At 46.8% G+C, this 25,919-nt stretch carries 19 protein-coding genes; 13 read left to right on the top strand and 6 right to left on the bottom strand.

All coding sequences use genetic code 11. The features are described 5' to 3' along the window. Window positions 1–87: 87 nt before the first annotated feature. The 5 genes from R7Q09_RS07120 (at window position 88) to R7Q09_RS07100 (ending at window position 6,348) form a co-directional block, all read left to right on the top strand. The gene (locus R7Q09_RS07120; protein WP_005425077.1) at window positions 88–951 is read left to right on the top strand and encodes a MurR/RpiR family transcriptional regulator; all 864 of its coding nucleotides are present in this window, start codon (window positions 88–90) and stop codon (window positions 949–951) included. Window positions 952–1,372: 421 nt separating this feature from the next. Next, on the top strand, window positions 1,373–3,004 hold the full coding sequence (locus R7Q09_RS07115) for a methyl-accepting chemotaxis protein (protein ID WP_038895513.1): 1,632 nt from the start codon (window positions 1,373–1,375) through the stop codon (window positions 3,002–3,004). 365 nt (window positions 3,005–3,369) lie between these two features. Beyond that, window positions 3,370–4,320 (top strand): HlyD family secretion protein, encoded by a 951-nt coding sequence (locus R7Q09_RS07110; RefSeq protein ID WP_411913105.1) that lies wholly within the window; start codon window positions 3,370–3,372, stop codon window positions 4,318–4,320. Between the two features lie 4 nt (window positions 4,321–4,324). Then, complete coding sequence (locus tag R7Q09_RS07105) at window positions 4,325–5,251, top strand: ABC transporter ATP-binding protein (RefSeq protein ID WP_318070700.1); 927 nt, start codon at window positions 4,325–4,327, stop codon at window positions 5,249–5,251. After that, on the top strand, window positions 5,251–6,348 hold the full coding sequence (locus R7Q09_RS07100) for an ABC transporter permease (RefSeq protein ID WP_009706212.1): 1,098 nt from the start codon (window positions 5,251–5,253) through the stop codon (window positions 6,346–6,348). Before R7Q09_RS07105 ends, R7Q09_RS07100 begins: the two co-directional genes overlap by 1 nt. Window positions 6,349–6,424: 76 nt before the next feature. Here R7Q09_RS07100 and R7Q09_RS07095 read toward each other — a convergent pair whose 3' ends face one another. The 3 genes from R7Q09_RS07095 to fdhF form a co-directional block, all read right to left on the bottom strand. Next, window positions 6,425–6,796 (bottom strand): hypothetical protein, encoded by a 372-nt coding sequence (locus tag R7Q09_RS07095; RefSeq protein ID WP_027726579.1) that lies wholly within the window; start codon window positions 6,794–6,796, stop codon window positions 6,425–6,427. Between the two features lie 192 nt (window positions 6,797–6,988). After that, entirely contained in the window at window positions 6,989–7,915 is a 927-nt protein-coding gene (locus tag R7Q09_RS07090; RefSeq protein WP_213969327.1) for an endonuclease/exonuclease/phosphatase family protein, read from the bottom strand. Between the two features lie 93 nt (window positions 7,916–8,008). Beyond that, complete coding sequence (fdhF, locus tag R7Q09_RS07085; protein ID WP_318070701.1) at window positions 8,009–12,247, bottom strand: formate dehydrogenase subunit alpha; 4,239 nt, start codon at window positions 12,245–12,247, stop codon at window positions 8,009–8,011. Between the two features lie 315 nt (window positions 12,248–12,562). On the opposite strand from fdhF, the gene R7Q09_RS07080 reads away from it, so the two are divergent. The 7 genes from R7Q09_RS07080 (at window position 12,563) to R7Q09_RS07050 (ending at window position 22,742) form a co-directional block, all read left to right on the top strand. Continuing rightward, window positions 12,563–12,985 carry a hypothetical protein gene (locus tag R7Q09_RS07080; RefSeq protein WP_005375429.1) on the top strand — a complete coding sequence of 141 codons (423 nt, stop codon included), beginning with the start codon at window positions 12,563–12,565 and terminating at the stop codon, window positions 12,983–12,985. 135 nt (window positions 12,986–13,120) lie between these two features. After that, window positions 13,121–14,512 (top strand): TolC family protein, encoded by a 1,392-nt coding sequence (locus R7Q09_RS07075; RefSeq protein WP_318070702.1) that lies wholly within the window; start codon window positions 13,121–13,123, stop codon window positions 14,510–14,512. 146 nt (window positions 14,513–14,658) lie between these two features. After that, window positions 14,659–16,377 carry an efflux RND transporter periplasmic adaptor subunit gene (locus R7Q09_RS07070; RefSeq protein ID WP_318070703.1) on the top strand — a complete coding sequence of 573 codons (1,719 nt, stop codon included), beginning with the start codon at window positions 14,659–14,661 and terminating at the stop codon, window positions 16,375–16,377. 2 nt (window positions 16,378–16,379) lie between these two features. Beyond that, window positions 16,380–19,589: an efflux RND transporter permease subunit gene (locus tag R7Q09_RS07065; protein ID WP_318070704.1), complete on the top strand. Its 3,210-nt coding sequence runs from the start codon at window positions 16,380–16,382 to the stop codon at window positions 19,587–19,589. Window positions 19,590–19,665: 76 nt separating this feature from the next. Then, window positions 19,666–20,232 (top strand): copper-resistant cuproprotein CopI, encoded by a 567-nt coding sequence (gene copI / locus R7Q09_RS07060; protein ID WP_256901007.1) that lies wholly within the window; start codon window positions 19,666–19,668, stop codon window positions 20,230–20,232. Between the two features lie 326 nt (window positions 20,233–20,558). Further along, window positions 20,559–21,410, top strand: a complete 852-nt coding sequence (locus R7Q09_RS07055) for a carbenicillin-hydrolyzing class A beta-lactamase CARB-42 (RefSeq protein WP_005375420.1) — start codon at window positions 20,559–20,561, stop codon at window positions 21,408–21,410. 282 nt (window positions 21,411–21,692) lie between these two features. Further along, window positions 21,693–22,742 carry a sensor domain-containing diguanylate cyclase gene (locus R7Q09_RS07050; protein WP_256901008.1) on the top strand — a complete coding sequence of 350 codons (1,050 nt, stop codon included), beginning with the start codon at window positions 21,693–21,695 and terminating at the stop codon, window positions 22,740–22,742. A gap of 112 nt (window positions 22,743–22,854) precedes the next feature. Here the strand turns inward: R7Q09_RS07050 and R7Q09_RS07045 are convergent, their stop codons facing one another. Further along, the gene (locus R7Q09_RS07045) at window positions 22,855–23,007 is read right to left on the bottom strand and encodes a hypothetical protein (protein ID WP_005375418.1); all 153 of its coding nucleotides are present in this window, start codon (window positions 23,005–23,007) and stop codon (window positions 22,855–22,857) included. A gap of 246 nt (window positions 23,008–23,253) precedes the next feature. On the opposite strand from R7Q09_RS07045, the gene speG reads away from it, so the two are divergent. Then, window positions 23,254–23,793, top strand: coding sequence for a spermidine N1-acetyltransferase (speG, locus tag R7Q09_RS07040; RefSeq protein WP_005375417.1), 540 nt, complete (start codon window positions 23,254–23,256; stop codon window positions 23,791–23,793). A 47-nt stretch (window positions 23,794–23,840) separates the two neighbouring features. Here the strand turns inward: speG and R7Q09_RS07035 are convergent, their stop codons facing one another. Then, the gene (locus R7Q09_RS07035) at window positions 23,841–24,638 is read right to left on the bottom strand and encodes a hypothetical protein (protein WP_005385112.1); all 798 of its coding nucleotides are present in this window, start codon (window positions 24,636–24,638) and stop codon (window positions 23,841–23,843) included. A gap of 176 nt (window positions 24,639–24,814) precedes the next feature. After that, window positions 24,815–25,900, bottom strand: coding sequence for an OmpP1/FadL family transporter (locus R7Q09_RS07030; RefSeq protein WP_318070705.1), 1,086 nt, complete (start codon window positions 25,898–25,900; stop codon window positions 24,815–24,817). Window positions 25,901–25,919 lie beyond the last annotated feature (19 nt).

Genomic DNA, 25,919 nt, shown 5'->3' with positions numbered 1-25,919 from the left:
ATGAGCTTAGTGAGGCTTTTCGTTATACTTCATGCCAAACCAGTGGAGGCGGCACAATCGTCTCCATGTAAAAGATAGGAACACAGCTTGAGTTTAGAAGTCGATATTATCTCTCAAATCACTGAACGTTTCAGTGCGCTGCGCGATGCCGAAAAGAAGGTCGCGAAGTTGATCATGGACGACATTCAAACTGCCGCCAATGCCAGCATTACTGAACTGGCAGAAAGCGCAGAAGTGAGTGAAGCTACCATCACCCGTTTTGCTAAAGCTGTTGGCTGCAAAAACGTGCGTGATATGAAGATCAAACTGGCACAAACCTTAACGGTTGGGCAACGATTCATCCTTGAGCCACCTGATCAAAGTGGCTACCAAGGCATCTATGAGTCGATCAAGCAATCCCTTGATGTAAACCGCAGTTTGATTGTTGAAGAAGATATCGACACTGCCGTGAACTGGCTGCACAACGCAAGACAAGTGATCTGTATTGGTATGGGTGGCGGCTCAACCATTGCAGCACAGGAGATGCAACATCGTTTATTCCGTCTAGGCTACCCTGTTGTGGCTTACAACGATGGCTTGTTATCGCGCATGATTGCGGCTACTGCAGACGCGAACGATGTGTTGGTGATGATCTCAGCCACCGGCTATACCCCTGCCATCATAGAAACCGCGCAATTAGCCAAGCAGTACGGTGTAAAAGTCATTGTGATTACTCCAAAAGACACGCCTTTGACTGAGCAAGCCGATTTGGTTCTGCCTATTGAACACCAAGAGACGGATTTCATCTACAAGCCATCCGCTTCTCGCTACGCGATGTTGGCTTTGGTTGACGTACTTTCGATGGCATTAGCCGTTAATCATAAGCGACGCTCACGCGATAAACTTCGCCGACTCAAAGTTGCCCTCGACTCTTATCGTGGCGGCTTAGAAAGACAGCCTCTTGGTGATTAAACCAACGTGGTCTAGATAACTAAAAACTCGCTCATAAAACTCAAACAATGAAGCCCGATGTTCAGCATCGGGCTTTTATTTTACCGAGATAATACTTCAATTCGGTACGATGTCTTGTTTTAATATTTGGGGAAAACTTGCTAACACATAAATAACAAAATTCATCAATAAGAAAATTCTGATTGAATGTAGGGTTATCAAGATTAATACCAATTCGTACTCGAAATAATTTATAAGTTAATTAATTATTTTTCCCATCAATATTGATTAACTATTAACTTATTTTCAAACGAAATATGAACATTAAGTTTCCATTTTATTTTCGTTTCCGATAAAACTATTTGAGACTTTCATCACACTAAATTTCAAATCTCAGGAATAGACTCCGAGCCTTTCAAGCCCCCCAATTTGCAGTGAGTCTATGAAACTTTCTAACCTAAGTATTAAAAGTAAAATCAGTGCGTTGATACTTGTTATCTCCGCTGCCGTCATTGCGTTATCTTTCTTCTTTACCTCTCAAATAAAACTTATTGATGGCAAGATGACAGAATTTTCTGACACCACAGTGCCAAGTATTTTATTGGTAAAAAATATTGAAATCGAAATTGGCACCTTAAGAAAAGACGAATTCTCTTTGCTGACTAATGTAAACCATGCTGAATTTAACACTTGGCTTAAAGGTTTGGATGAATCAGAAAATAAAATCGACAACTATATTGAACAATACGGTAAATCACTTTGGGATCAGCGCGACCGTGATGCTTATAATGAAGTATCGAGTGCATGGTCAAAATACCGTAGCTTCAACGACAAATACTCAGAGCTATTAACCACGAAACGTATTGACGAAGCCAACGCCATGCTGCTGGATGGTTTTTCAACCTTCCAAGCACTTTCTAACTCGATTAAAGATCTGGTTGAGTTAAACCAAACCTTCATCAAAGAAGACATCAACAGCACTCACGATGTGGTAGCAGACGCCATCACTTATAGCATTATCGCGATTGTTGCTTTATTGGCATTGAGCTTTGTACTCGGCCTATTCCTCACAAAACAAATCTGCTCTCCACTGCAATACGTGGTTGAAATGGCCTCTAAGATTGCTTCCGGCGACCTTACCTACAAACTTCCACGCAATAAAATTGGTAATGACGAGCTCGGTTTATTGGCAGACGCCTGTGAAGATATGCAAGCCAAACTACTGAGTCTGGTCGACAGCATCTCTTCTACTACCGCTCAGGTGAGCACTGCCACCGAAGAAGTGAGCGCTATTTCAGAACAAACCTCTTCAGGCATGGATGAACAACAGCAACAGCTTAACCTGATTGCGACCGCTATGAACGAAATGCAAGCAACAGTGCATGATGTAGCAAGCAACACAGAAGCTGCTTCAGAAACTGCAAACAGTGCCTCTCAAGAAGCCAAAGAAGGCTTAGAAGTGGTTCAAGAATGTATCGAGCAGATCAACGAAGCCTCGGTCGCGATTCAATCTGTTGGCACCATGGTAAGTGAGCTAGAGCAAGACGCATCGAACATCAGCGTGGTGGTTGACGTAATTCAAGACATCGCAGAGCAAACTAACCTGCTTGCTCTCAATGCCGCAATTGAGGCAGCCCGAGCGGGTGAACAAGGCCGCGGATTTGCGGTTGTGGCTGATGAAGTCCGTACGCTAGCGAGCCGCACACAAGCATCCACAGAAGAGATCATTGCCATCATCAGCAAGCTTCAGAATTGCTCGAAAACCGCTGTATCGGCTACAAACAACAGCAGCGATTTAATTCAAGTGTGTGTTGAGCAAGCTCAGCGAGCGGGAACGACGATTGGTCACATCGAACAAAGCGCTGACAACATCGCTGAAAAGAGCATCCAAATCGCGAGTGCCTGCAGTGAGCAAAGCTCTGTGACTGAAGAGCTGCATCGCAATGTCGAACACATCAACCAGTTCTCTAGCGAAGTCGCAACAGGCTCTCGTCAAACCGCGATTGCATGCCGAGACTTAAGTGAACTGGCGGTTGGTCTACAAGAAATCGTCAGTCAGTTTAAAACGGCTTAAACAGCCATTAAAGGTTGCGTTAACTTTGTCCTAGCGCGCTCTGTAAAGCCCGATGCTCAACCATCGGGCTTTGCTTTATCCAGCCGTTTCTTTACCCGTGCACAGTAAACCTGATCCTTGTCTCGATTCTTTAATTTATCTTTCCTAATCCCACCAACATCACGGTAACCCACTATATTTGAATGAGAATATTCTTAGAGATGCATTCAAAGGTGAGGCCAGCTTCAATAATTAATCAATTGATGAATATTGAAGGAATTAACTTCCTAGCCGGACAAAACTGACTCACGTTACACTGAATGCAGTCCCACACTCTTCTATAGCTTGATACGAATTCGAGCTCACCTTCTTAGAGGAAGCGTCGCATGATGAAGCGAATCATTCTTGGCACCCTAGCCCTGACTCTTTTAACTGCCTGTTCCAAAGATGACGGACAGCAAGCCCTTGGCACACTAGAACGTGACCGCGTAACCTTTACTGCAACCTCTAGCGAGATAATTCGTGCCCTACCCATCAAGGAAGGCAGCCAAGTCACCGAAGGAGAAGTGCTGGTTCAGCTCGATACAAAGAACCAAGAAGCCGTTTTAGCTCACGCAGTAGCCGAACAAGCCAAGGCTGACGCTTATCTTTTGAAATTGACCAATGGTGAGAGACCGGAAGACATTGCCGCAGCGCAAGCTCGCGTTGCCAGAGCAGAAGCTCAATTGGTTGAAGTGCAAAAGAACTACCAACGTAAAGCGGAGTTAGTTCGCAAGAAACTCATCAGCCAATCAGAAAAAGACACCGCTTTAGCAGCCAGAGATTCTGCCCGTGCAGAGCTAGACTCCTCACAAGAAGAGTTCAGTAAACTGACGGCTGGTTCTCGCCCTGAAGATATTGAACAAGCGAAAGCCGCTCTCATGGCAGCCAAAGCCGATGTGGCACTGCAAGAACAGAAACTGGCAGAACTCACCATCACGGCCACGCGAGATGGCTTGTTAGATAACCTACCGTTTAACCTTGGCGAACGCGTCCCTGTGAATGGCGTGGTTGCTGTAATACAAGCCAGCCGCGTCCCATACGCTCGCGTTTACGTTCCTGCCAACTACCGAGTCGACTTTGTGCCGGGTAAAGCGGTTAACGTGCATGTAGATGGCGTTGAGCAACCTTATAGCGGCACCGTTCGTTGGGTTGCGACTGAGCCTTCATTTACGCCTTATTTCGCGCTTACCGAGGAAGAACGCTCGCGTTTGATGTACCTTGCAGAAGTCGACCTTCAAGACTCAGCACAATCCTTGCCTTCAGGTATACCAGCGCAAGTGGATTTGGTGGAGTAAGCCAATGACCGAATACGCGATTCAAGCTGAAAATGTAGTGAAGAAGTTTGGTGACTTCACCGCCATCAACAACATCACGCTTAATGTGCCCAAAGGCAGTATTTATGGTTTTCTTGGCCCCAACGGCTGCGGTAAATCGACAACCATTCGTGTGTTAACAGGCCTACTCAGCCCAAGTGAGGGCAATGTTGATGTACTAGGACTCGAGATCCCAAAACAATCTGAGCTTCTGCGCCTCAAGATTGGCTACATGACGCAAAAGTTCTCGCTTTATGATGACCTGACGGTTCAAGAGAATCTTGAGTTTATTGGACAAATCTTTGGTATGGAAACCAAGGCCCTAAAAGCTCGCATCGAAGAACAACTAGCCACCTACGGTCTCGACCAACTACGCAAACAGCGCGTAGGCGGAATGAGTGGCGGGCAGAAACAACGCTTGTCTCTCGCCGCAGCGACCATGCATAAACCAGAACTGTTGTTTCTTGATGAACCCACGTCTGCGGTTGACCCAGAGAACCGACGCGATTTCTGGGAGCAATTGTTTGATCTCTCTGACCAAGGCACGACGATTTTGGTCACAACACACTACATGGATGAAGCGGAACGCTGCCATCGTCTGGCGATTATGGAAGCTGGGGAAATCCGCGCCGATGGTGAGCCAGAAGAACTCATGGCGCAAATGGGCGTTAACATCGTCGAAGTCAAAGCGGATAACTTACGCGAGCTCAAAGAGAAAGTCATTCAGCGTGAAGAGGTACGCTCAGCCGCACAGCTCGGCATTCGCTTACGCATTTTGATCCACCGGCACATCGAACAACCGATCGAGTGGTTAACCCAAACCTTTCCAGAGCTTGATGGCTGCGAGATGAACATTGCTCGCCCGAGCTTGGAAGATGTGTTTGTCAGCGTTACGGGAGAAGGTCGCCAATGATGAAATCTATTGCCCGTATGAAAGCGGTAATGATCAAAGAGATCCGTCAGCTTTCACGTGACCGCATTACCTTTGGCATGGTCGTGATGATCCCGTTGATTCAGCTCCTGCTGTTCGGCTTTGCCATAAATACCGATATTCGCAACATTCCCGTTGGCGTCGTCGATCAAAGTGGCAGTACTGCCGGGCGCGTGATCACTGAGTCCGTCAAAGTAACGCAAGTGGTCGATGTGGTTGAAACCTTTGCTACCGCTTCAGAAGCCGAGCAAGCCATTCAAGACGGTTTGGTGCGAGCGGCTTTAATTCTGCCTAGCGACTTAACCCAACGTATGGTGCAAGGCAGAGAGCTTGGGCAGTGGATTGTGGATGGTTCAGACACCATGATCAGTTCTGCGATTCTCTCACTGCAAACCATGCCGTTAACGGATTTTGATTTTGAGATACGCCCTGCCCCAACCAAAACCTTTGAAGTTGCGCTGTATTACAACCCGAGTCGGCGCTCGGCGGTGAACATTGTCCCCGGTTTATTGGGCGTGATTCTGACCATGACGATGATCTTGTTCACCAGTGCAGCCATTGTTCGTGAACGGGAACGCGGCAATTTGGAGTTACTGATTACTACGCCAATTCACTCCATCGAACTCATGGTGGCGAAGATCATTCCGTATATCTTTGTTGGTCTGATACAGGTGTTTATCATTTTAGGATTAGGGCACTGGATATTTGGCGTGCCGATAAACGGCGCCATTAGTCAGATACTGTTTGGCACGCTGCTGTTTATCGCCGCGAGTTTAACCTTAGGTTTGGTGATATCCACCATTGCGACAACACAGCTTCAGGCCATGCAGATGACGGTGTTTATTCTTTTGCCATCGATTCTTCTGTCCGGATTTATGTTCCCTTATGAAGGAATGCCCGTCGCGGCACAATGGATATCAGAAGCCCTACCAGCTACTCACTTTATGCGCATTATTCGTGGTGTGGTGCTGCGTGGTGCAGACTTAATGGAGCTATGGCGAGATACAGTCTGGCTACTGGGCTTTACGGTGATAGGTTTAGTTGTTGCGTCTTTACGTTTCAAAAAATCACTCGATTAACCCATCAGATTCCAAAACTAAAAACACCTCCGGATTTGGAGGCGTTTTTATTGAATCATCAATTATCGTAGCGAGATCAGTAGTACTCACCCAGAGAGCAATCATGTAGATCTGAAATGCTATAACTTCTTAGCGAATTGATTTTGAAATTGAAAACCACTTGTTTGCATACATTTCGACTGCGGTCGCTATAGGTAATGTAACCTTCGCTGTATGCACGTTTGCCGCTGGTTGAGGTGATATCTGCGTTCAACTCCAGATGCGCCTTGTGCGCTTCTACACGTTCCATCATCTCATGTACGTCAAGCCACTCTTCACGGTTGGCCATTTGGATCAGCATCGATTCCGCCTGTGTTTCTAGCTTTTGCGGATAAACGTAAAAACGGTTATAGGCAAAATAGGCGCTCATTAAAATAAGTATTAACACTGCTGAGGTAGTTCTTGTCATACAAGTTGCCTCTTATCATTATGAATTTCTGCTTTTCTCTATATTCTCAGTATAGGAAGCGGATGGAGTTTAGGTTAAAGAATTCACCCAAATAACAACTTAAGGTCAGACTCCGTCAATTCCATGACAAGCCACACCGCGATTTAACCTAATTCTAAATAACTAGACACTTTGCCAATAAAAAGTACTAACTCATTGCCCGATTAGAGTCGTCACCAACCTGTGATCAGAGCCATTCGGTTGATCTGTCGATGCTCTTGAACAGATTCTCCGATTTGAGTTTTCTGACTTAAGCCAGAGGTGATCAATACCTATCATGGCAAAAGCAGGAACCGGTAAGCCTTTCACTGATGTTGGCCAACTGGCAACAGGTTGAGTTTGGAAACGAGAAAACAGCCCATTAAACCTTGGGCTTGCAGCAGAAAGATTGAAATCCCCTATCACGATCATTTCCGGTGTTGGGTACAAATCAGTTAGGGTTTCTATGGTTCGAATCAGGGCATTGCGGCGTTGCCATAACGGCTCAGTTCTTGGCGAAGGAGGATGCGCTGTCATCAAGGTAATAGGGTTGTCCACTTGCCATGTTGCTCGAATCACCTCTTGACCATCTGGGGTATGATAAATCGAAACTGGCTCCAAAGGATAACGGCTCAAAATCATCTGATTTGACGGGTAACCAACGCCGCGCTGGCCGCCGTAATAGAAAGGATAAACATCGTCGAGAAGGTGAAGTTTCTCCCCCACTTGAGGCGAGAGCTCTTGCATCACCACCAAATCCGCAGGGTGTTTAAGCAAGTAATTGATGAACTGATTGATGTCCGGGTTTTCGTAAAACAGATTGAATTGGACGATCGTCAGCGGATTTTCGCAGGTTTGGTTGTTCGTGATCTGAGTGGGTAAGAGATACGCAATAGAAGCGAAACCAATCAAAGTGGCAGCAGTGGCTTTCGTCCAGTGACGGCAAACCAAAAGTGCCAAAGCAAAACCTAGGTAGGCGAATAAAAGAAGAGCGGGAATCGAGGTTAGATTCTCCGCCCACCAAATATCATGATATTGCCTTGCCACCAGCCAAATTGAAGCGGGTAAAAACAACACAATCCATTGAATGACTCTCAGCACACGCACAGCTCATTTAGCGATTACATATCATAAGCTTATATGTAATTGCCCAACTCGCCAGTGCGCTGCTGAACTGTATCTAAACAGATTGGCTTAAATGGAATGAACCGCTTCCGTTGCTGGCTCTGTGAGCTGCGCTTTTTCGCTCACTTCCACTTTAACCGCAGCGACCTTGAACTCAGGGATCTTCGCATGCGGGTCAGTAGCCGTTGTCGTTAAACGGTTAACCGGCGACTCAACAAAGTGGAATGGAATGAACACCACACCTTTTTGAATACGCTTAGTCACAAAGGCATCAATCTCAATGCTGCCACGACGTGTAGACACTGTCAGACGCTGACCATTACTGATGCCAAGTGCTTCTGCGTCTTCCACGCTCACCATCGCGCGAGGGCCAGCAAGGTTATCCAACCCTTTGGTCTTACGCGTCATGGTGCCAGTGTGGAACTGCTCAAGTACGCGACCCGTCGTTAACACAAGTGGGTACTCTTCATCTGGCAGCTCAGCCGCATAACGGAACGGTACGCCCACCATTTGCCCTTTACCACGAGTAAACTGAGTTTGGTGCATGATGCGAGTACCTGCTGGGTTGTTCTTGTTACTCGGCCATTGCACTCCGTTTGGCGTAATGGCATCCCAACGAAGACCCGCGTATTGAGGTGTCACACGTGCGATTTCATTGGTGATATCAGACACGCAGTGGTAATCCCAATCACTACCCATGGCATTGGCGATTTCTTGGATAATCCACCAATCTTCTTTCGCTTCACCCGGCGCCGTTACGACCGGATTCACACGCTGAACACGACGCTCCGTATTGGTGAAGTGACCCGCTTTCTCTGCAAACGAGCAAGAAGGCAGCACCACATCCGCGTATTGTGCAGTCTCCGTTAGGAAGATGTCTTGAACCACCAAGAAGTCGAGTGCTTCTAAACCTTCAATCACATGCGCTTGGTTCGGGTCACTCAACACTGGGTTCTCACCCATGATGTACATACCACGAACGTCACGATGGCAAGCCGCATCAATGATTTCTGTCAGGGTTAGACCTTGCTCAGAAGGCAGATTTGGTGCATTCCATTCAATCGCGAATTTCTGACGCACAATTGGGTTGTATACCTTTTGGTAGCCCGGGAAACTGTTTGGCAAAGCGCCCATATCACACGCGCCTTGCACGTTTGATTGACCACGCAACGGGTTGATACCACCACCTTCAATACCGATGTTGCCACACAGCAATTGCAGGTTAGCGATAGAACGGACGTTGTCATGACCTGTCGTATGCTGAGTAATACCCATCGAGTAGTAAACAGCCGTACGATCTGCTGTACCGATCATGCGCGCCATTGCTTGAATGTCTTCGGCTTTTACGCCCGTAACCAACTCCACTTTATCGAGGTTATAAGCTGGCGACATCACTTCTTGCAGTAAGGTATCAAAGCCGTCAACACGTTCTTCGATGTACTCTTGATCGTACCAACCGTTCTTGATGATCTGCTGCATGACACCGTTTAGGAGCATCACATCCGTACCCGGACGGTGCGCCATATACAGCTCAGCATGCTCTGCCATATCGACACGTTTCGGGTCAGCCACAATCAAACGAGCGCCGTGGTGACGAATTGCTTGTTTAATGTGTGAAGCGATGATCGGGTGTGCTGATGTGGTATCCGAACCAATAATAAAGATCACATCCGAGTGCTTAATACTTGGGATGTCGTTGGTCATTGCACCACTACCCAGTGACGCTTCAAGACCGGTTACACTCGATGCGTGGCACAAACGCGCACAATGGTCGACGTTGTTAGTGCCCAGTTCACGACGGACAAATTTTTGGAACGCGTAGTTGTCTTCGTTAGTGGTTTTCGCTGAAGAGAAACCCGCCAATGCGTTGCTGCCAAAATCTTGCTTGATGCCAGAGAACTTGCTCGCAATCAGTTGAATCGCCTCTTCCCAGCTTGCAGGCTGCAACCAACCATCTTTACGGATCAATGGCGTGGTAAGACGCTCTTCACTGCCAATGAAGTCAAAACCAAAGCGCCCTTTCACACACAGCATGCCTTGGTTAACCGGCGAATCACCGCCTTTCACGTAACGAATCGTATTGGTTGCTTCGTCCACGAACATGGTCAACTTACAGCCCACACCACAGTATGTACAAATGGTGTCGACCGCTTTCAGATCTTCAGTACGGCCTTGCGAACGGTCACGACTATCGACCATTGCGCCCGTTGGACACACTTGAACGCACGCGCCACATTGCACGCAGTTCGAATCACCCATTAGGGTTAAGCCATTCTTGTTACTTCCAAAGTGTGGACGATCGTCAGGACGTAATGCCGGACGACCTTGTTTATCGCACACGAAGTTCAGTACACCGTGTACGGCTTTGTCGCGGCACGCTTGGATGCACTGACCACAGCTAATACAGCGGTTAGCATCAAACTCAATAAACTCAGAACTGCGGTCAACTTCGTACTTATGACGCAAGTCTTTCGCACGAAGATCTAACCAATCTTGATGCGATTTAATCTGCAAGGAGAAGTCAAAGCTTTGCTCAGCCTCATATTCGGTGGAGTAATCACGCAGCGCACAATCGGTATTTGCCTGACAGCCACATTCTAGACAGCGCGCTGCTTCTTTCATTGCTTCTTCGTTATCAAAGCCTAACTCCACTTCAGCGAAGCTTTGCTCGCGTTGTGCTGGAGTCAGTTCAGGCATGATAGAACGAGCGACTTTTTGGATGTTCTCGAAGTGAAGCGGATCGACTTGAGAGAGTTTCTTCTCTTTTCGTGAGTTGAACGCCGCCTTTGGCATATCCGCCATATCACCATTCAAAAACAGGTCAATCGCTTTTGCCGCAACACGACCATCACCCACCGCTTCAACTGCCGTTGCTGGACCACGGCGGAAATCACCAATACTGAAGATGTTACCCGTGCCGGTGTGCATGGTCTTTTCATCGGCATCAGAGGTGTTCCAGCGCGTAAGCGGAATCGACAAATCTTCGCCTTCGAGGAAGCTCAGATCAGGCTTTTGCGATACTGCCGCAATCACGGTGTCGAACTCTTCGGTAAAGAACTCGCCGGTTGGTTTAGGGCTTCGACGACCAGATGCATCCGGTTCACCCAACGCCATGCGCTCTAGACGAATCGCACTCACGCGTCCGGTTTCATCGGCAAGGTTTTCTGCAGGGTTGGTCAAGAAGTGGAATTTCACCCCTTCGTGTTCCGCTTCGACAATCTCGTAGTCTTCTGCTGGCATTTCGTCACGGGTACGACGGTAAATCAACGTGGTGTCTGCACCAGCACGACGCGCAGTACGAGCACAGTCAATTGCCGTGTTACCACCACCGATCACCGCGACTTTCTGACCCGTTACATAGTTTTGCTTGGTAACGTAATCTTTTAGGTAATCAACGCCTAAGTAGCAACCTTCAAGGTCACTGCCTGTGTAATGCATTTCGACCGCTTGAGACGCACCGACAGCCAAACACACTGCGTCGTATTCTTCGCTCAATTGAGAAAGCGTGAAATCCACACCCAGCTTTTGATTGGTGTAAACTTGCATGCCATTACGGCACATCAGTTCGATTTCTTTATCGAGAATGTCTTTTGGCAAACGGTATTCAGGAATACCGTAACGCAACCAACCGCCCGCTTTTGGCATGGATTCAAAGACCGTAACGTCGTAGCCTTCATTCGATAAGTAGTAGCCAGCCGTTAGACCACCAGGGCCACTGCCGACGACGGCAATGTTCAAACCTTTGCTCGGTTTTTTTTCTGGTACGTAGGCTTCATGCGCAGACAAATCCGCATCCGCGGCATGACGTTTTAGCTGACGAATTGCAATAGGCTCATCGACTAACGAGCGGCGACATTCACTCTCACAAAATGCAGGGCATACGCGGCCAATCGATAGCGGCATAGGAAGCGTACGCTTAATCACTTCAATCGCTTTTTGATGATCGTTCTGTGCGATGTGATAAAGGTACGATTGGATATCAACGCCCGCAGGACACGCGGTTTTACATGGCGCTTCACAATCGGCGTAATGGTCCGCCATGATGCGGTTAAGTGCTTTTCTGCGGTGCTCGCTTAATTGTTCTGATTGCGTGACCACATTAAGGCCGCGGTAAACTTCAAGTTCACACGCACGCTTAGTACCGCCACTTTCGACTTCAACCACACACAAGTCACACGGTACTTTTTCATTACTTTTGTTCATTCCGCACAGCGATGGGATCTCGACCCCACACACTTTTGCTGCTTCTAAAAGGGTTAGACCCTCTTCTACAATTCTATATTTTCCATCGATGACAATTTCTATCATGCAACCCCCGCAGCGAAGCAAATCCAAATCTGCACAAGTAAAACCATACATTCTATAAGGATAATCATTTGTAAGACAAGTTAGTGTGATGTAAAACTTATAAACCACATTTTTCACGTGTCATAAAAAGCGAGGGCTTCTTTCGCTAACTTTCAACACTCGGTGTTTAACAAACGTTTTACTCCCTCGAAAGTGCGCAAACTGAAGGGTTGGACTATTTTGATAATAAGAGTAATAAATGATTGACCTTACCCTTAGGTTAACCTTTAGAATCGAAGGGTTTTCATCATTTTCATCAAACACATGGGAAAGGGTATGCACTTAAAATCGCTGCATACAATCTGGTTAACTCTCTTCACGACGCTAGTGCTATTGGTATCTAGTGTGGCGAACAGTGAGCCGTTGATGAATATTCAAATGATGTCTACTGGCATGGCTCACCATCCTTCTATGATGGGTGACAGCGAACACTGCAGTATGCCTGGCATGATGGACGTCTCCATGAATGACGCTTCTATGTCCGAAGATGGCGATGCAAGAGAAACCAGCATGAACTGTGGTGGAGGCTCCGGCATGGTTCATACCTGCTGTACTGCCGCGTGTACGATAGTTTTCGTCCCCCTACCGAATCCTATCAATAGCCCAATGCCCGTTGTCTATCGCGCAACTATTACTCCTGAAGTTGCTTCCCCTGTCGTACACGTAAGCCGCGACCTATACCGACCTCCTATAGCCTAAATCCGTCCTAGCATTCGACCCTGCGCGTGTATCGCAGGTTGTTTTAATGCGCCTGAACGATGAGGTAATAAGGCTTTACTGTTCCCGCAATAAAATCCGCACCTCCATCGATCCGGCGAACACTGGATTTAGATTATGGATATCAAACCATACCGCTTAGCTGCACCTATTTTTATGGTGGCTCTGGTCGCTGCGCCTACCTTGGTTAACGCCGCAGGAAAAGAGACGCACGCAGCGCAAAATTCCGCATCAACTGAGCGAGCTTCAACGACCAAGCTTGCCCAACTGATCAACTTCGCTTTGAGTAACGATGGCAATCGTAAGCAATACTCTGCGCAATCTTCTGCCATGCGTGAAACGGGCGTCGCGAGCGCGACCTTAATGGACCCAAAACTGAAAGTGGGTTTTGGTGGCTTGCCTGTCGACAGCTTCAAATTCGATGAAGACCCAATGACCAACATCTCCGTTGGTTTAATGCAACAGTTTGAGCGTGGCTCGACGCTTGATTTGCAACAGAAGAAAGCCAATCAACAAGCTGACGGCCTTGGGCTTCAAGTGCATGCTCGTGAGCTTGAGGTAGCCAACAGCATGACTCAACTTTGGTTAGAACTTGGTTACCAGCAACGCGCTGAGCAAATCATGCTTGAGAACCGCAAGTTGATGAAGGAGATGGAAAGCTTTATTCAAACCAACTATTCGATTGGTAAGAGTGAAGCGCAAGATCTGCTTAACGCCCAACTTCAAGTCAGCAAGTTGGATGAGAAACTGCAAGCCAACGAACAAATGCAACGTCGTCTTATCTCTCAACTCTCCGAATGGTTGGGGTCAGATTGGTTGGCGAATGAACAGGCCCTGCATGCGAGCAATCAACTTAATTGGGACACACTGAACAGCAAACTTGCTGCGAGTCAGAATTCCACCAAGCATTATCAGCAACTCAGCCAACACCCGATGGTTAAGATGGCCGACGTCAGCATTTCTGCCAATAAAACGCAGGTGGAAATTGCTGAGCAAGCCTACAACCCACAATTTGGCGTCGAAGTAATGTACGCCTACCGCCAAGCCGACAACATGATGGGCGAACCCGCTTCTGACTTGGTCAGCGCTTACTTAACCATGGACATTCCGCTGTTCACAGGTGACCGCCAAGATCGCAATCTTGCTGCCGCTCAATACCAAGTTGCTGCGGCACAATCGCAAAAAGACACCTTACTAACGCAGATGAATGCCAAGGTGAACACTTTGCTGGTTGATCGCGGCAACTTAACCCAGCGTTTAGAACGTTATCAATCCACCTTATTGCCTCAAGCGAAAGCGCGCATTCAAGCCGTTGAGCGAGGTTATCAAAACAACACAGCGCAGTTTAACGATGTGATTTCTGCCACCACAGACGAGTTGGCTCTGCAATTAGAGCAACAACGTCTGCTGACCGATCTCAACATCGCAAACAGCAATTTAGCCACCCTACTCGGTGGTTTCGACTATCAAGTGGCTTCACCGGAAGCTCGCTCTATTTCGACATATTAATTTGTGAATCCCCAAGACAGTTGGGGCTACAGCTAGGCGGCAAACGAGAGAATCCCATGAGCATAGTTCTGCTATGTGATTTGGGTGAACGAGAGCAGGCAACAACGCTGTAGCGTCAAATGTGAAGGGGAAAATAAGGTAAAACAATGAAAACATTACAAGTTGCAACCATCGCGCTGATTGTTGGTGGTGCTTTAGGGTTTGGTGCTAATCATTTTCTTGCGGGCTCAGCTCACGACATGAGTGCGATGGGTGGAACTTCCGCAGCAAGTTCTAATGATCCACTCTATTGGGTTGCTCCAATGGATCCCAACTACAAACGTGATAAACCGGGTAAATCTCCAATGGGCATGGATTTGATTCCGGTTTACGCAGAAGACCTCTCCGGTGAACAAGAGGCGCCCGGTACGGTGACTATCGATCCTTCAGTAGAAAACAACCTCGGGGTTAAAACCGCAAACGCGACACTACAACAGCTATCACCACGCATCGAAACGGTTGGCTATATTGCCTTTGATGAAAGTCTGTTATGGCAAACCAACGTTCGTGTGGCGGGTTGGGTAGAGAAGCTTTACATCAATGCTGTGGGTGAGAAAGTGAAGAAAGGCGATGTGCTTTTCACGCTCTACTCTCCAGAACTGGTTAAAGCACAAGAAGAATTGCTGAACGCTTACCGTACTGGCCGCAAAGGTCTTGTAAAAGGGGCGACCGAACGCTTGGTAACACTTGGTGTTGACCGTGCTCAAATCAAATCCATTACTCGTAGTGGTAAAGCATCACAAACCATTGAAATCAAAGCGCCTGCTGATGGCGTTATCGCGAGCTTAAACGTGCGTGAAGGTGGCTATTTGTCCCCTGCTCAAGCGGTGATCAGTGCAGGTCCCTTGGACAATGTTTGGGTTGATGCGGAAGTCTTTGAGCGTCAAGCACACTGGATGAAAGCAGGTTCTCAAGCCACGATGACCCTTGACGCGATTCCGGGCAATGAATGGCAAGGCGTCGTAGATTACGTGTACCCAATCCTCGATCCGAAAACACGTACGTTGCGTGTGCGCCTTAAATTCCCTAACCCAGATGGCGCATTGAAGCCAAACATGTTCGCCAACATTGCCCTTCAGCCTGTCACTGATGACGCAGTATTAACGATTCCTAAATCATCTGTTATCCGCTCTGGCGGTATGACTCGCGTTGTTCTGGCGGAAGGTGATGGCAAATACCGTTCTGCTCGAATTGAAGTTGGCCGCGAAGCTGGCGAACAAATCGAAGTATTACAAGGACTTAAACAAGGCGATAAGATCGTTACTTCATCTCACTTCATGCTCGATTCTGAATCAAGCCAGTCGGCGGATCTGTCTCGCATCAATGGTGTAGAAGCAGCGGCAGAAACAGCATGGGCCAAAGGTGAAATCACAGACGTAATGAAAGATCACCGCATGCTGACCATCAACCACCAACCTGTACCAGAATGGGATTGGCCGGGCATGGTAATGAACTTCACTTTCGCAGATGGCGTTGAAATGGGTGACTTGAAAAAAGGTCAGGCTATCGAATTTGAAATGCAAAAGACGGAGTCCGGTCAGTACCAAATCGTCGACTATAAGGCTGATTCAAGTGCCATTGCAGCAGAAGTTTGGCTGACTGGTGACATTAGCATGCTGATGGCTGATTTTGGCATGATCACCTTAAACCACCTACCGGTTGCAGAATGGAACTGGGATGCGGGCGAGATGAACTTCTCTGTGGGTGAAGACGTTGATCTATCGGGTTTTGAAGAAGGACAGAAAGTTCGGTTTCTAGTTGAAAAACAAGGATCTGACTACGTTCTTAAACAACTAGTTCCTGCAACAACAGCCGTCGAGGGTTAATTATGATCAATGCTATTATTCGTTGGTCACTGAGCAACCGATTCCTAGTGTTGGTCGCGACCTTAGCCCTTATATTAGGCGGACTTTACAGTGTAAAGAATACGCCTGTTGATGCGATTCCAGATCTTTCTGATGTGCAAGTGATCATCAAGACAAGCTATCCGGGTCAAGCTCCTCAAGTCGTCGAGGATCAAGTTACTTACCCACTCACCACCGCCATGCTTGCCGTGCCGGGTGCTGAGACGGTTCGTGGCTACTCCTTCTTTGGTGACTCTTACGTTTATATCATTTTCAACGATGATACCGACATGTACTGGGCACGTTCACGCGTGTTGGAGTACTTAAGCCAAGTAGCACCAAAGCTGCCACCGAACGCAAAACCAACCCTAGGTCCTGATGCAACGGGCGTGGGCTGGGTTTACAGCTACGTATTACAAGACAAAACTGGCAAGCATGATTTGGCGGATCTTCGCAGCCTGCAAGATTGGTTCTTGAAGTACGAATTGCAAACCGTTGATGGCGTTTCTGAAGTTGCGACCGTGGGCGGTATGGTGAAGCAGTATCAAGTGCAGATTGACCCTGCCAAACTGCGTGCTTACAACCTCACTCTGCAACAAGTGAACATGGCAATCCAAAACGGTAACCAAGAAACCGGTGCGTCCGTTATCGAAGTGGCCGAAGCCGAGCACATGGTTCGTACCACGGGCTACCTAACCAGCATTGAAGACATCAAGTCACTGCCGCTAAAAGTCACCGAGAAAGGCACGCCGTTGCTATTAGGTGATATCGCAGACATTAACCTTGGTCCACAAATGCGCCGTGGTATCTCAGAGCTGAATGGCGAAGGTGAAGCGGTAGGTGGTGTTATCGTAATGCGCTTTGGCGAAAACGCCAGTGAAGTGATTGCGAAAGTCAAAGACAAACTCGCAGACCTACAACGCAGCCTGCCAGAAGGCGTGGAAATTGTTGCAACCTACGACCGTTCTACCCTTATCGATTCAGCGGTAGAAAACCTATGGAAGAAGCTTGCAGAAGAGTTCATCGTCGTCGCGATTGTGTGTGCGTTGTTCCTGTTCCACATTCGTTCTTCGTTGGTTATCGCTCTGAGCCTACCGGTTGGTATTCTTAGTGCGTTTATCGTAATGCATTGGCAAGGCATCAACGCCAACATCATGTCTTTGGGTGGTATTGCGATTGCCATCGGTGCCATGGTGGATGGTGCAATCGTGATGATTGAAAACGTTCACAAGCACATTGAACGAACGCCACTGACCGACAAAAACCGCTGGCAAGTAATTGGCAAAGCCGCAGAAGAGGTTGGCGCACCGCTGTTCTTCTCATTGCTGATCATTACTCTTAGCTTCGTACCGGTGTTCGCCTTAGAAGGTCAGGAAGGCAAGATGTTCTCGCCGCTTGCGTTCACTAAGACTTACGCCATGGCAGCGGCAGCAGGTTTGGCGATCACACTCGTCCCTGTTCTTATGGGCTACTTCATTCGCGGTAAGGTGTTACCGGAACACAAAAACCCGGTTAACCGCGGCTTGGTCGCGCTGTACCGCCCGCTGTTGAACACCAGCTTAAAATACCCTAAGGCCATGATTGTTATCGCATTAGGTCTAATGGCATCGGCTTACTACCCAACCAGTAAACTGGGTAGCGAGTTCATCCCGCCGCTGGATGAAGGCGACTTGATGTACATGCCAACGACCTATCCGGGTATCTCAATTGGTAAGGCGCGTGAGCTTCTACAGCAAACCAACAAACTGATCAAAACCGTTCCAGAAGTGAAAACCGTATGGGGCAAAATTGGCCGAGCTGAGACCGCAACCGATCCAGCACCACTCACCATGATTGAAACCGTGATTCAGTTGAAGCCACGCGATCAATGGCGTGAAGGCGTAACAACCGAGTCACTGCGCAAAGAGTTCGACAAGCTGGTTCAGTTCCCTGGTCTTACTAACGCTTGGGTAATGCCGATCAAAACCCGTATCGACATGCTGGCAACGGGTATCAAAACCCCTATCGGCATTAAGATCGCCGGACCTGATCTGAAAGTGATTGAGAAGATCGGTTCTCAGCTGGAGCCAATTCTTAATGGCGTACAAGGCACGGCATCGGTTTACGCTGAGCGTGTAGCAGGTGGTCGTTATGTCACGATCGACATTAAACGTCGTGCCGCAGCGCGTTACGGCTTGAGCATCAAAGACGTTCAGCAAGTGATCTCCACTGCGGTGGGCGGTATGAATGTGGGTGAAACCATCGAAGGCTTGGAGCGTTACCCAATCAACGTTCGTTACCCACAAGACTACCGTGATTCAGTGGTTAAACTGCAAAACCTACCTTTGGTGACACCAAATGGCGCCCGTATTGCGCTGGCTGATGTAGCGGACATTCGTTACGAAGACGGCCCTCCGATGATCAAGACAGAAAACGCACGTCCAAACGGCTGGGTCTTTGTCGACATCGATGGTCGTGACCTTGGCTCTTACGTCGTGGAAGCACAGCAAGTCGTGGCTGATCAATTGGAACTTCCTGCGGGTTACTCGCTGGCTTGGTCTGGTCAATACGAATACATGGAACGTGCGAAAGATCGCTTGAGTGTCGTGGTACCAATCACTATCGCCATCATTATGCTGCTGCTTTACTTCAGCTTCCGTCGCGTTGGCGAAGTGATGATCATCATGCTTACTCTACCGCTCGCTATGGTCGGTGGTTTATGGCTCATGCATATCCTCAACTACAACTTCTCGATTGCCGTTGGGGTCGGCTTTATTGCCCTAGCAGGTGTCGCGGTTGAAATTGGGGTCATCATGCTCGTCTACCTCAACCAAGCATGGCACTACAAGAAGCTGGATGCGGAAGAGAGCCAACAGAAGCTTGAGGCAAAAGACTTAACCGATGCCATTCGTGAAGGTGCAGGCCTGCGTGTTCGCCCAGTAATGATGACGGTACTGACAGTCATTATTGGTCTGATTCCGATCATGTACGGCGAAGGTACAGGATCAGAAGTAATGCAACGCATCGCCGCACCAATGATTGGCGGTATGGCATCGGCACTGCTGCTGACGCTGTTGGTACTTCCAGCCATCTTCAAGCTGTGGAAACAACGTGAGTTGCGCCCAAACAACTCAACTCCGAGCCAAACAAGCACGCAAACTGGCAACCAAATCGAAAACGCCGACAGCACAGATCGCACTGGCAACAAGGCTTAACCCCTACCTTCCCCTCAATCAATTCGTTTGGGGGGAAGCAACCAAGTTATTAATGAATTAAAACAAGGATATAAAAATGAAAAAGACACTAATCACTCTTGCTCTAGCCCTAACAACAACGACTGCGTTTGCCCAAATGGATCATTCAAACATGGATCACACGAACATGGATCATAGCAACATGAAGCATGAAAATATGGACCACGGCAGCATGAAGATGGACCACAGTAAAATGGACCATTCAAACATGATGGATATGCCGGGCATGTCGGCAGTTGGTATGCCAGCAAAAGGGGCAAAGCCAGACAAGGTGGTACACGTGATCTTGGGTGATGACATGACCATCAAGTTCAAGAAAGACGTTAAAATTGAGCCAAACGATGTGGTGCAATTTGTTGTGATGAACACAGGTAAGATCAACCACGAGTTCACAATCGGTTCTGCCAAAGAGCAGCTAGAACATCGTGAAATGATGAAGACAATGAGCGGCGATCACATGCATGACTCAGGCAACGCAGTTACGGTGGAACCAGGTAAAGCGAAGCAATTACTGTGGCACTTCCACGGTGACAACAAGGTTGAGTTCGCGTGCAACATTCCGGGCCATGCAGAATCGGGCATGGTTAAAAAGATTGAACTGTAAGTAATTATCCAAATAGACAAAGGAGCTGATGATTCAGCTCCTTTTATTTCTCTGGATCAAACTATTCGTTAGCTCATGATAAGAAATTCTGAGCCAGTGTCTCTCGCTAAGATATTTCTGTGACCGAATCACCGACGTAATATATAAGCCAAACTACAGGCCTTGATAGCAACACTCTTCTCCCCATATTGAGACCGTTTAAGCGTATTGCAAAGAATCCTACATAAAATAGACATAGATTTAACAGTGTTTAGAGTATTGGCTCGTTATAGTTTACGTGACATCGCTACCGTGCGAACTAAAACTAAAATTGAAGAACACGATCCATGAAAAAGTTATTTTTGTTGGCTGGGCTAATGGTTTGCTCAACCCTAAGTTACGCGTCCCAACTGAATGAGGACATTTCTCTCCTCGAGCAACAAACCTCAAGCAGAATTGGGGTGTCAGTTTGGGATACCCAAGCAGACGAGCGTTGGGATTACCGTGGCGATGAACGCTTCCCACTCATGAGCACATTCAAAACCCTAGCTTGTGCCAAAATGCTAAGTGATATGGACAGCGGTAAGCTAAGTAAAAATGCGACCGCAAAAGTCGATGAGCGCAGTATCGTTGTATGGTCTCCAGTGATGGATAAGCTCGCAGGCCAAAACACACGCATAGAGCACGCGTGTGAAGCCGCTATGTTAATGAGTGATAATACCGCAGCCAACTTAGTATTAAATGAAATTGGCGGCCCTAAGGCCGTAACAATGTTTCTGCGAACAATTGGAGATAAAGCAACGCGCCTAGACAGAATAGAACCTCGCTTGAACGAAGCCACACCAGGCGACAGCCGCGACACAACCACACCTAACGCCATACTAAACACTCTTCGAACTTTGGTCGAAGGCGAAACGTTGTCTTATGAGTCTCGTGTACAATTAAAAATCTGGATGCAGGACAACAAAGTTTCAGACTCGTTAATGCGTTCTGTATTACCAACAGGTTGGTCTATTGCAGACCGTTCTGGTGCGGGAGGTCATGGTTCGCGTGGCATTAACGCGATTATATGGAAGGAAAATCATCGACCTGTTTACATTAGTATTTATGTCACAGAAACCGAGCTCTCACTTCAAGCTAGGGACCAACTCGTTGCGCAGATAAGTCAGTTGATTTTACAAAAGTACAAAGACAATTAAGTCTCTACTCACCTGACCCCATTTGTATCCTTTTCTAGCCCTTCTCTTCCAGAAGGGCTCATTCTGTACTTCCATCTTAAAAACACCACTTATTGAGTAATGACTTACTTATAAATAGGTATAAGATTTACTTATTTAGGGTGAGTTAACGCCCACATTAAGCAACCAAACGCACACAAACGGCGATAATTAAACCATACTCTTACCAAGAAGCACATTTTCTACAAAATAGCTTCACGTAATTTATTGTTGGTATTTGCAACATTGCCAAGGAGATGTCTATTGAGACTTGAAAGAACTTTTAACCCTGATGACTTATCGATGCAAAACATGGAAAGTCCTATATGTATGCCGATAGGGTTTGTTCACTTTTTAGCTCAATCGGAAACACTACAGCAAGTACTTGATACGGTGGCAGAATGGATAAATCGCATATTTAACTCTGACCGTGCGAGTATCACACTTTATGAAAACAATGATCATTTAAAGGTCTACTCTTTCTCTGGTAGTAAAGCGATTCCCGCTGAATTTTTAGTGCCCATTCATCAAGCGTTTGTTGGCCGAGTGTTCAAAAAGCAACAACTGATGATCTGCGATGATGTTACGCAATCTGATGAGATCGATTGTGTGATGCTCGCATCCAATGGTATGGGTACGTGTATGGACGCGCCTTTAATGCACGGTAAAGTCTGCCTAGGAACGCTTAATGTTGCGCATCATCAAACGCACATTTACACAAACGAACAAGCGGCACAGCTTCAGTGCATCGCTAATTGGATTGCTTTAAACATTGCCCTTCATATACAGATTATGAAAATGGAGCACCTCGCCACGACGGATGATCTAACAGGTATTCCAAACCGCAGAGAGTTCATGCGACAAATCGAAAGCCGCCTAAATGAATACCGAACCCAGGGCATTGACTTCCATGTTGCTATTTTAGATCTCGACAATTTTAAAAGCCTCAATGACCGATTTGGTCATGACGCAGGCGATAAATCACTGATCCATGCAGTTAATACTATTAAAAGTCATCTACTTGATTGTGACTTACTTGCCAGAGTTGGTGGTGAAGAGTTTGCCATCGTATTAAGAAGTCGCTCATCACAGCAAGCTCTAGAAACATTAGAAACGATTCGTAATGCACTAGAAACGACGACCGTTCAACATTCAGGTTGTGATATGAGCTTCACCGCGAGTATTGGGGTAACTCAAGTCTGTCGTCTCGACGACTCATTTGAACCACTCGTTAAACGCGCCGACTTAGCACTTTACAAGGCAAAAGAAACCGGAAGAAATCGCGTTGAGTTTCATATTGGTGAAGAAAGGTAGAAAAAATAAAAAAAGGTAGCGACTCATTGCGCTACCTTTTATCGATTCTAACCCGCTTAAAATAACTAATACGAACTTTAAGCCAGTTAAAAATAAGAATGAGCAAATTTAATTATGCTTTCTTAAGATCTTTAGCTGGGTAAGTTAGTGTTTTTTCGCCTGCTTTTACATGTGTGTAAAAACCGCCACTGCTTAAACCTGTAACAACCATTTCGCCAAGATCGATACCTTTAGTCGCTACTACTACGTCACCGATTGAAAACATATTGAATACCTTGTTTGTTTAGATTAAGACACTAAGTCGTTGCGCGGTATTTAATACGATATTAGGCAAAGCACCTAATCGAGTTTTTTATCGTAAAGATTAATTTATATTTGTCGTGAACTCTAAGTTTCCACATTGAAAATCACAGGATATTTTCCAAAAAAAGATGCGCTATTCTTGTGAAATACGGTAATATTTTCTAGCATCAAGTGCGGAGGTATTCTCCGCCCTCATTGGAGAAAAATGATGAAGAAAGGCCTAAAAATGCGTGCATTAGAGCGTTCTGATTTGCGCTTTATTCATGAACTGAATAACAACCGAAATATCATGGCCTACTGGTTCGAAGAACCTTACGAGTCTTATGACGAGCTCGAAGAACTTTATCGAAAACATATACATGATGACGCTGAAAGGCGTTTTGTCGTCGAAGATGAAGACGGCATCGTAATTGGCTTAGTTGAGCTGATCGAGATTAACTACATTCACCGCAGCGCGGAATTTCAGATAATCATCGCCCCAGAGCATCAAGGCCGAGGTTATGCGACAGAGATGATTAATCGTGCGTTAGATTACTCATTCTCAATTCTTAATCTACGTAAAATCTACTTATTAGTCGCAGTGGATAACGAAGTCGCTATTCACTTATACAAAAAGTGCGGCTTTATCGAAGAAGGTCACCTTGTAGAAGAATACTTTATTAACGGCGCTTACAGCGATGTTAAGCGCATGTATATATTAAAACACCAGTACCAGAAAAAGATCGAAGAAAACAACTCAATTCACTAGTTCATTCTATCAAAGTAAAAACGCAGCTATTTGGGCTGCGTTTTTATTTATTCAAATTGATATTGATATGATAATACGATGCGCTTGTCTGCTTCATCCAAATAGGTGTTGTTGTCCATGACAAACGTCATTACGTTAAAAGAGTGGCGTTTGCTCACGAGGTAACCAAGACCAATACCACCAAAGAAGCCTTTGTAGTTCTCTCCTTCACTGTTTTCTGAGCCGTAAGTGCCTGCTGCGAAGCTGATTAACGTCAGCTCTTTGGTAAACGATTTCAGCGCAAATGCACCAACGTAACCGCTACTGCCTGAAGAGCTCATCATATTGAAGCCATTCTCTGCACTTGGCGTACCCGTAAAGTTAGGCTCGCTACAGAGACTACTTTCTGCACCGTCACAAACAGGAACATCACCAGTGTTGTACGTATAGCCTGCCATTGGGAAAATTTGGAAGCCTGCTGGCTCAATCCCGAAATAACTTAGCGGCATAAAGGTACCAACGCTGTAGTTGGTTTGATCCGCGCCGTTTACGTATTCATTTTTGCCGAAGTTGAAGTTCACGATACCGACCGGAAACAACCACGAGCCACCAATACGCCACTCGCTCGCATCATCATTGATACGCAGGTTGATTTTGCGCGCTTGGTCAAGCGCAAGTGAGCCCGAGAATGAGATGTTTTGATCATCAAAATCGTAGTTGTTTGCGTACGACGCGCCAAATTTCGTGATGACTTTTGTTGGGTCATCCGCCAACTTGTTTTTATTGTCTTTTACTCGATGCTCGGCACCATGAGCCAGCGTACTGACCAACAAAGTCGTACACACTAACGCTAGTTTGTTTTTCATTTTTTAGTCCTTTGAGATGTTGAATACCCGCACTTAGCTGCGCAGATATTTTTTGAATCATCACTCACTGGATGTGACAAAAGCGCCCTAACTACCTTAGATGGCGTGACAGCATCCAGTGCAGGTAGTTAGGGTAGAATGGCCTGTAAGGAAGGCGTTTTAGCGATTAGGAATGATTAGTTTTTCCAGTTGTAGCTCATGCTCATGAAGTACAGTGCAGGCTCATCAAAGCCCGCTTGGAAGCGTGGCGTTTCTGAAGACTCCATCAAGACCGCTTCAAACGCGAAACCAATTGAGTTTTCTGAATCCAATTTGTAATCAATGCCTGTACCAATGCGGTACGCCTTGCCAGTAGGAACGGTAATGTCACCGTTTGATTGGCTTTCATACATGCTGGTATCGAATGCAAAACCTGCATTCCACATCATTTTTTCATTCAGTTTATACTGAGTACCCAATGCGATTTGGTAAGTGTCTTGTGTCTCTACGTTCAGCGTGGTTGTGTATTCGCTCCAGTCTTGCCAGTTCACGTTCCACATCACCGCTAGGTCATCATTCACTTCGTGGTAAGCACTGAAGATCAGTTGTTGCGGAGCAATGGAGTTGCTATTGTCGAATTCAAATTCGGTTTCAGAAGAGTAAGACAGACCAAGACGCGTGCCTGGTGTTGCTTCATAAAGCACACCTACTCGGCCGTTGAGCTGAGTATCTTGGTCTTCGTCATTGAAGTTCAAGGCTCCCTTCGTTTCCACTTCATACATACCGTACTGAATGCCAAGCGCCGCACCCACAGACCAGTGATCATTGATGCGGTAAGAAGCGGAAGGTTGAATGGTCAAGGCTTGCGTCGTTGCTGTAGAAATATCTAAATGATCACCCAAAAGACCTTCGTACTCGAGGCCAAGACCGTAGTTGCCATACAGACCAATACCCAGCGTCCATTTGTCGTTCACTTGTTGGCTGTAAAATGCCGACGCCATAGGAACAAAACCAATCACGTTGCCCGCATCGCCAGTCATCGTGTCTAGTTGCGCGTCACCGTAAAGGCCAATCAGGTTACCAGAGAAAGATTTACCAGAAACATTCGCCAGACCAGCCGGGTTTGCTGCCATTACTGAGGCATCTTGCGCACGAGCCGCCATACCAGCGGATGCCAAACCAATATCCGATGCTGTTGTTTCGTAAAGGTATAACCCACCCGCTTGCGCAGCAGCACAAGTCAGTAGAGAACTCGCTACGACGATTTTTGAAAGATTTTTCATGTTAAAACCTATTATTGTT

This window comes from Vibrio sp. 2130-1 (assembly GCF_033339515.1).
The sequence above is the reverse complement of the archived record's forward strand: the minus strand, read 5'-3'. Positions and strand labels throughout refer to the sequence as shown.

Coding starts and splice junctions, on each gene's coding strand:
- R7Q09_RS07045 (WP_005375418.1), bottom strand. CDS start 23,007: ATGTTTTCAATCGGTGACGTAGTAGTAGCGACTAAAGGTATCGATCTT.
- fdhF (WP_318070701.1), bottom strand. CDS start 12,247: ATGATAGAAATTGTCATCGATGGAAAATATAGAATTGTAGAAGAGGGT.
- R7Q09_RS07070 (WP_318070703.1), top strand. CDS start 14,659: ATGAAAACATTACAAGTTGCAACCATCGCGCTGATTGTTGGTGGTGCT.
- speG (WP_005375417.1), top strand. CDS start 23,254: ATGAAGAAAGGCCTAAAAATGCGTGCATTAGAGCGTTCTGATTTGCGC.
- R7Q09_RS07115 (WP_038895513.1), top strand. CDS start 1,373: ATGAAACTTTCTAACCTAAGTATTAAAAGTAAAATCAGTGCGTTGATA.
- R7Q09_RS07065 (WP_318070704.1), top strand. CDS start 16,380: ATGATCAATGCTATTATTCGTTGGTCACTGAGCAACCGATTCCTAGTG.
- R7Q09_RS07095 (WP_027726579.1), bottom strand. CDS start 6,796: ATGACAAGAACTACCTCAGCAGTGTTAATACTTATTTTAATGAGCGCC.
- R7Q09_RS07080 (WP_005375429.1), top strand. CDS start 12,563: ATGCACTTAAAATCGCTGCATACAATCTGGTTAACTCTCTTCACGACG.
- copI (WP_256901007.1), top strand. CDS start 19,666: ATGAAAAAGACACTAATCACTCTTGCTCTAGCCCTAACAACAACGACT.
- R7Q09_RS07030 (WP_318070705.1), bottom strand. CDS start 25,900: ATGAAAAATCTTTCAAAAATCGTCGTAGCGAGTTCTCTACTGACTTGT.
- R7Q09_RS07110 (WP_411913105.1), top strand. CDS start 3,370: ATGATGAAGCGAATCATTCTTGGCACCCTAGCCCTGACTCTTTTAACT.
- R7Q09_RS07035 (WP_005385112.1), bottom strand. CDS start 24,638: ATGAAAAACAAACTAGCGTTAGTGTGTACGACTTTGTTGGTCAGTACG.
- R7Q09_RS07055 (WP_005375420.1), top strand. CDS start 20,559: ATGAAAAAGTTATTTTTGTTGGCTGGGCTAATGGTTTGCTCAACCCTA.
- R7Q09_RS07100 (WP_009706212.1), top strand. CDS start 5,251: ATGAAATCTATTGCCCGTATGAAAGCGGTAATGATCAAAGAGATCCGT.
- R7Q09_RS07105 (WP_318070700.1), top strand. CDS start 4,325: ATGACCGAATACGCGATTCAAGCTGAAAATGTAGTGAAGAAGTTTGGT.
- R7Q09_RS07075 (WP_318070702.1), top strand. CDS start 13,121: ATGGATATCAAACCATACCGCTTAGCTGCACCTATTTTTATGGTGGCT.